Origin of the sequence: Haloferula sp. (assembly GCF_049672945.1) — a bacterium.
GTDB lineage: Bacteria > Verrucomicrobiota > Verrucomicrobiia > Verrucomicrobiales > Akkermansiaceae > Haloferula.
This window is the reverse complement of record NZ_JBATWY010000103.1, coordinates 45,152-52,277: the sequence shown is the minus strand read 5'-3', so window position 1 is coordinate 52,277 and position 7,126 is coordinate 45,152. Positions and strand designations below refer to the sequence as shown.

5 protein-coding genes are annotated in these 7,126 nt (G+C 56.4%); all 5 read left to right on the top strand.

What is annotated here, in order from left to right; all coding sequences use genetic code 11:
* Positions 1-63: 63 nt before the first annotated feature.
* The 5 genes from WBG04_RS09375 to WBG04_RS09355 all read left to right on the top strand — a co-directional run bounded on the left by WBG04_RS09375 (position 64) and on the right by WBG04_RS09355 (position 7,111).
* Complete coding sequence (locus tag WBG04_RS09375) at positions 64-228, top strand: hypothetical protein (RefSeq protein ID WP_424314152.1); 165 nt, start codon at positions 64-66, stop codon at positions 226-228.
* 263 nt (positions 229-491) lie between these two features.
* Positions 492-911: a secondary thiamine-phosphate synthase enzyme YjbQ gene (locus WBG04_RS09370; protein WP_424314151.1), complete on the top strand. Its 420-nt coding sequence runs from the start codon at positions 492-494 to the stop codon at positions 909-911.
* A gap of 217 nt (positions 912-1,128) precedes the next feature.
* Positions 1,129-3,225 carry an elongation factor G gene (gene fusA / locus WBG04_RS09365; protein ID WP_424314150.1) on the top strand — a complete coding sequence of 699 codons (2,097 nt, stop codon included), beginning with the start codon at positions 1,129-1,131 and terminating at the stop codon, positions 3,223-3,225.
* Positions 3,226-3,386: 161 nt separating this feature from the next.
* On the top strand, positions 3,387-5,693 hold the full coding sequence (locus tag WBG04_RS09360) for a DUF1592 domain-containing protein (RefSeq protein ID WP_424314149.1): 2,307 nt from the start codon (positions 3,387-3,389) through the stop codon (positions 5,691-5,693).
* A 209-nt stretch (positions 5,694-5,902) separates the two neighbouring features.
* Entirely contained in the window at positions 5,903-7,111 is a 1,209-nt protein-coding gene (locus WBG04_RS09355; protein WP_424314148.1) for a DUF1552 domain-containing protein, read from the top strand.
* Positions 7,112-7,126 lie beyond the last annotated feature (15 nt).

The following is a 7,126-nucleotide window of genomic DNA, read 5'->3' as shown; positions in this document are numbered from 1 at the left end:
CTGGCCTTCCCGCTTGGAGCAACTCGACGGCTTGCGATTTGAATTCGGCGGTGTATCGCCGACGTGACTTTTGCTTCATGGACATGGATTCTGGAGGTTGGTGGTCCAGAAATCCAGCTCACCTCAGCGAATCTGGTGGTGGAAACGAATAAGATGACGGGTGGCTACTTTGGCGTTAGCAATTTCACGGACTCGAAGGGTTTCGGAGTCCACAAGTTCGAGGAGTAGCAGGGCGATCAAGCCAGGGAAGAAATCGGACCAGGATGGATAGGATGGGCAGGATGAAAGCAATGGAATCGGATCATCTTGATGAGTGAGCTCCGATTCTGGCCTAAAACTGAGGACAATGACTCCAGAATCCTACCCATCCTATCCATCTCGGTCCGAAAAAACTCAATGGGAGCCCGATTTTTCCCTAACTTGATCGCCCTACGAGGAGTCGGCCGCCTTTCGATTTGTGCCGGGGATGGCGACTTGTTAGCAGCGTGGGCATGTCAGCGCATGCCGCCTCATTTGTTTGTCGGAGTCGAGGAAAGGGAACCTACGAGATTTCCGGGGAAGTGGCGGAAATCGTCGCGGAAAGTGGAATCACAACGGGAACCGTGACCGTCTTCGTGAGGCATACTTCTGCGAGTCTGGTGATCATGGAAAACGCGGATCCGAGTGCTCGCAGGGATCTCGAAGCCTTCTTTGACCATTTGGTGCCGGAGGACACTCCTTATTTCGTGCACACCCACGAAGGTCCGGACGACATGCCGAGTCACATCCGCATGGCCTTGACCCGGACGAGTGAGGTGATTCCGGTCGTGAATGGCAGGATGGCGCTTGGAACCTGGCAGGGGATCTTCCTGTTCGAGCACCGGGACGCCCCGCATGAGCGGCAGATCGTGGTCAGCGTCGTGGGAGACTGATGAGGGAGCGGCGTGAAGAAATCGGCCTCAATCCCGGGTTCGGCACGCAAGGAGGGTGCTGACAATGAGGGTTTTGTTGCGATGGATCGTTGATCCGCCGTCAGGATCCTGGAAAAGGCTGGAATTTCGAGAGTCCGGGGTTGCCAAATCCGCCCGGTCCGCTAGCAATTCGCCGCTTCGCGATCTGGTCGCGAAACACCTACGCAAGACTCAAGACATGAAGGACCTTACCAATTATCGGAATATCGGCATTTTCGCCCACGTGGACGCCGGAAAAACGACCACCACGGAGCGGATTCTCAAGCTGACAGGCAAGATCCACAAAATCGGTGAGGTCCACGACGGAGCATCCACCATGGACTTCATGGACCAGGAGGCAGAGCGTGGTATCACCATTCAATCCGCTGCGACCACCTGCTTTTGGAAGGGTTGCCAGTTCAACGTCATCGACACTCCAGGTCACGTGGACTTCACGATCGAGGTTTACCGTTCGTTGAAGGTGCTCGACGGAGGTGTCGGCGTGTTCTGCGGATCAGGCGGCGTTGAGCCCCAATCCGAGACCAACTGGCGTTACGCCAACGACTCGAAGGTTTCCCGGATCATCTATGTCAACAAGCTCGACCGGATCGGTGCCGACTTCTATCGCGTCGTGGAGCAGGTCAAGAAAGTGCTCGGTGCCCATCCGCTCGTGATGGTGCTGCCAATCGGTTCGGAAAGCGACTTCAAGGGTGTGGTCGATCTTCTGACGATGAAGGCGTACATCTGGGACGACTCCGGCCAGCCTGAAAATTTTGAGATTACCGACATCCCCGCTGACATGGTCGAGAAGGCCGAAGAGTATCGGGCGGCGATGGTGGAGTCCGCTGTGGAGCAGGATGACGACGTCATGGAAGCCTACCTTGAAGGCAATGAGCCCGACATCGCGACTCTCAAGAAGTGCATCCGCAAGGGCACGATCGATCTTGCCTTCTTCCCGACCTACTGCGGATCGAGCTTCAAGAACAAGGGTCTTCAGCCGATTCTTGATGCCGTCGTCGACTTCCTTCCAAGCCCACTCGAAGTGAAGCCGCTTCCTGAAGTGGATGCGGAGGGCAATGAGACCGGCCTCTTCGCCAAGCCTGATGCCAGCGCGCCGTTCCGTGGACTTGCCTTCAAGATCATGGACGACAAGTTCGGCGCTCTGACCTTCACCCGCATCTACTCGGGAACGATCAAGAAGGGCGACACGGTTTTGAACTCCTTCACCGGCAAGTCCGAGCGGATCAGCCGCATGGTCGAAATGCACGCGGATGACCGCAATGAAGTCGATATGGCCCAAGCGGGTGACATCGTTGCGATCGTCGGCATGAAGAACGTCCAGACGGGTCATACGCTCTGCGATGAGAAGAATCCTGCGACCCTTGAGCCGATGGTTTTCCCGGATCCGGTGATCTCGATCGCTGTCGCGCCGAAGGACAAAGCCAACGCTGAGAAGCTGGCAAACTCCATCGGCAAGATGATTCAGGAAGATCCCTCGTTCCGCGTTGAAACCGACGAGGAAACCAATGAGATGATCCTCAAGGGCATGGGCGAGCTTCACCTCGACATCAAGATCGACATTCTCAAGCGGACCCACAAGGTCGAGGTTGAGGTCGGTGCGCCTCAGGTGGCTTATCGTGAAACGATTACCAAGCCCGTCACTGACAGCTACACCCACAAGAAGCAGTCGGGTGGTTCGGGGCAGTTCGCCAAGATCGATTACACCATTGAGCCTGGAGAAGTGGGTTCGGGCTTTGTCTTCGAATCGACTGTCGTCGGTGGCAACGTGCCGAAGGAATACATTCCAGCGGTTGACAAGGGTTTCAAGACTTCAGTCGATAAGGGACCGCTCGCTGGCTATCCGTGTTTGGACTTTAAGGTGACACTTACCGACGGTGGTTTCCACGCCGTGGACTCCTCGGCCATCGCCTTCGAAATCGCTGCCAAGGCGGCGTATCGTCAGTCGATGCCAAAGGCGGGCCCACAGCTGCTTGAGCCGATGATGAAGCTCGATGTCTTCTCTCCTGAGGAGAAAATCGGTGACGTCATTGGTGACCTCAACCGTCGCCGTGGCATCATCCAGGGCCAGGAGCCGACTCCGGGTGGTGTTCGCGTCAAGGCTGAGGCACCGCTTTCCGCGATGTTCGGCTACATCGGTGACCTGCGCACCATGACCTCCGGTCGTGGCCAGTTCTCGATGGAGTTCAGCCACTACGCGGCATGTCCGAAGAACGTCTCCGAGGAAGTCATCGCGGCTGCCAAGAAGCGCGAGGAAGAGCGCCGCGCCGGGAAGTAATTCCTGCCACGAACGAAGCTTACGAATCGGCCGCTACCCCACTCCGGGTGGCGGCCGTTCTGTTTTGGCATCCCCCGAAAGTGGTAGCGATGAATTCCTGGTGGATTGGCGACAGAATTGCCCTATTTGTGAGTAATTAAATGATGCTGAGGATTGGGGTCATGCTTTTCACTCTGACGGGGCTTTTGAGCGCTTCGCCTGAAGAGGTGTACCAAAAGGAGATCGCGCCGCTTCTGGACATCTACTGCTACAGCTGCCACGGGGATGGGTCTTCGGAAGGGGACTTCGCCATGGACGAGTTTGGGGATCTCGGGGCGCATCTGGGCGATCTGGATCACTGGCTACCGATTTGGCGGAACATCAGGAGCCAGATCATGCCGCCATCCGATGAGGATCAGTTTACGATCGATGAGAAGCAAAAGCTCGTCTCATGGATCGAGCAGACGGTTTTCAGGCTCGATCCGGAGAATCCCGATCCGGGCAGGGTGACGATCCGCCGTTTGAACCGGAATGAATATCGCCATGCGGTTAACGATCTCCTCGGGGTGGACTTTGAAGTGGAGGATTACTTTCCGCCGGACGACTCGGGCTACGGATTCGACAACAATGGTGATGTGCTTTCGATTTCGCCCTTGCTGATGGAAAAATACATCGGGGCCGCGGAGGAGATCGTCCTCCGGGCTCTGCCAAAGGGGGAAAATGCCCAGGTGCCGGTGCGACGCGTGCCTGGAAAGGATTTCCACGAGCCAAACGATGTGAATGAGACCGGGCGCTGGATTCCTTTTTCCGAGGAGTCCATGGTGCAGGCCAGTCATGAGATTGAGTTGGATGGCAGGTATGAGGTGACGCTTGAGTATGCGATCCGAGGTGCCCGGGATGCCACCGATCAGTCCGCCTTGCTTGAGATGACTTGTGGTGGACAGGAACTTGGAGAGGTGCTGATGGGATGGGACCAGGCCGACGTCATTCGTTTGACTGGCGAAGTGGAATTCAAGAAGGGGAAGCAGTTGTTCGAGGTAAAGCTTTCACCGCGAAAGCCTCCGGCCGAAGATCAGGAGGAGCAGGCGCTGACGCTGCACCAGGTCGTTGTTCGCGGACCGCTGGATGGGGAGGTGCGCGAATATTCGAAAGGACATCAAATGATTTTCGTCGATGGCGATCCGCCCGAGGGTGCCATGGAGCAGGAAAAATATGCTCGGAAGATCATGATGAGCTTTGTCAGCCGGGCCTTCCGCCGGCCGATCGAGAAGCCGACGATTGATCGCCTGGTTGAAATTGTGAAAACAACGGACGCCCTGCCGGGCAAGTCGTTTGAAGACGGAATCCGCGAGGCGATTATCGCCTGTCTGTGTTCGCCGCGCTTTCTTTTCCGTGTCGAGATTCAGCCGGAGCCGAACAATCCGGAGATGGTGGTCCCACTCGATGAGTATGCCCTTGCCGCGCGACTTTCATTTTTCCTTTGGTCGTCGGTTCCGGATGACGAGTTGCTCAGTCTCGCCTTCAACGGGAAGCTCAGGGAGAATCTGGAGGCGCAGGTGGAGCGGATGCTGAAGGACCCACGCTCTGAGAGGCTCGTCAGCAGCTTTGTTGGTCAGTGGCTCCAGACGCGCGACGTGACAACGGCACCGATTCGTCCTCACAAGATTCTCGGGGTTCGCTTTGGGCACCAGAGTTCGCGGGTTTTTAATGTGCAATTGCTTGAAGACATGAGGAAGGAGACCGAGATGCTTTTCGACTTCATCTTGCGGAATGATCGTCCGGTGGAGGAGATGATCTCCGCGCGCTACAGCTTTCTGAACGAACGTTTGGCCAATCTCTATGGCGTGGAAGGGGTGGTCGGTGAGGATTTTGTGCCGGTCGATCTGACCGAGCATCCAGAGCGGGGCGGTGTCCTGACTCAAGGTTCGTATCTGGTGATTTCTTCGAATCCGACCAGGACGTCACCGGTGAAGCGCGGCTTGTTCGTGTTGGATAACATTCTCGGAACGCCCGCCCCTCCCGCACCGCCCAATGTCCCTGAACTTGAGGAAGCGGCCGGGGAGACTGGCGAGCAGCTCACGATGCGTGAGATGATGAAGGTGCATCGGGATAACCCTGATTGTCGGGGCTGCCACGCGCGCATGGACCCCATCGGCCTCGGTCTGGAAAACTTCGATGCGCTCGGGCGTTTCCGTCGGGAAGAGCATGGCAAGCCGATCGATGCGGGAGGCGTTCTGCTTACCGGGGAGACCTTCGCCAACGTGGCGGAACTGAAGGAGATTCTGGCCACCAGCCGACGTGATGACTTCTATCGCTGCCTCGCGGAAAAGCTCCTGACCTATGCGATTGGTCGAGGGGTGGAATACTATGATGCGACGACGATTGATTCGCTCGTCGTGCACCTGAAGAAGAATAATGGTCAGCTCGACGAGCTGATCATGGCGATCATTGAGAGCGCTCCGTTCCAGAAACGACGGGGCAGCGAGTGAGAAAATTTGGTTCGATTGAACAAATTGGTGAGAATTAATGTATACTAGGAGTCATGAAGCAGGATTTTAGCAAGCTGAGTCGTCGGGGTTTCCTCCGCGGAGTAGGCATTTCCATGGCGCTTCCTGCGCTGGAGTCATTCCGACCTCTGCTCGCCGCAGGGACTAGCGTCCATGGGCTGGGGACCACAGCGAGTGGAGCTCCGCTTCGGATGGCCTATCTTTACGTTCCGAACGGAGTCAATCTTGAGAATTGGCGTCCTTCAGGGAGTGGCTCCAGTTACCGGGCCGGGGAGACTTTTGCCCCCGTGGAGCACCTCAAGGATCATTATCAGGTGCTGAGTGGTCTCAACCATGAGAACGCGACGAATGGCAATGACGGCCCGGGGGACCACGCTCGCGGCAGCGCGACCTTCCTGACAGGTCAGCGCGCTAAGAAAACGGCAGGATCAGACATTGAGCTCGGGATTTCCGTGGACCAAGTCGCGGCAAATGCGGCCCACGATCTGACAAGATTTCCGTCCCTTGAACTCACCACTGCGGGTGTTCGAAAGTCTGGAAATTGTGATTCGGGGTATTCCTGCGCTTATCAGTACAATATTTCCTGGCGTTCCAAGACCCAGCCGATGACGCCCGAGGCAGATCCTCGTGCGGTCTTTGAGCGTCTGTTCGGATCGGGCGATTTGAAAGAGCGGGCGAATAGCCTCGGCCAACGCTACGCTTCGAAGCGGTCGCTGCTTGATTTCGTCGAGGAGGATGCCAGGGCACTTCACCGACACCTTGGTCGCAATGATCGTCAGAAAATGGATGAGTATCTCACGGGGGTTCGCGAGATTGAGCGACAGATTGAGAAGGTCGAAGCACTGGGCCTGCCATCGGACCCGGGGGTGGATGCTCCTCAGGACCGGGGTTCGAGTCACAGTGAACACATGAAGCTTCTCATGGACATGATGGTGCTCGCCTTCAAAACGGACTCGACACGGATTTCAACCTTCATCATGGAGCGCGAAGGCAGCAATCGGAGTCTTCAGGAAATCGGTGTTTCCGAAGGCCATCACAGTCTGTCCCATCACCAAGGGAAAAAGTCCAACCTGGAGAAGATCGCGAAGATTGACCGCTATTACATGGAGCACTTCGCGTATTACTTGGACAAGATGAATGCTGTCGAGGACATCGACGGGAAGAGCCTGCTCCACAATTCGATGATCGTTTACGGCAGCTGCATTGCGGACGGCAATCGTCATAATAACGACAATATTCCGGTCGTTCTTGCTGGGCACGGTGGCGGAGCGTTCAAGGCCGGACGCCACGTGGAGGTGGATGGTATTCCCATGTCGAATCTCTACATGCGGATGCTGAAGGAGTTTGGTCTCGATGAACGGAACTTCGGTGATTCGAATGGGATCTTGAAGAAGGTGTAGGGAAAGCGAGTTGGG

Coding starts and splice junctions, on each gene's coding strand:
- WBG04_RS09370 (WP_424314151.1), top strand. CDS start 492: ATGTCAGCGCATGCCGCCTCATTTGTTTGTCGGAGTCGAGGAAAGGGA.
- fusA (WP_424314150.1), top strand. CDS start 1,129: ATGAAGGACCTTACCAATTATCGGAATATCGGCATTTTCGCCCACGTG.
- WBG04_RS09360 (WP_424314149.1), top strand. CDS start 3,387: ATGCTTTTCACTCTGACGGGGCTTTTGAGCGCTTCGCCTGAAGAGGTG.
- WBG04_RS09355 (WP_424314148.1), top strand. CDS start 5,903: ATGGCCTATCTTTACGTTCCGAACGGAGTCAATCTTGAGAATTGGCGT.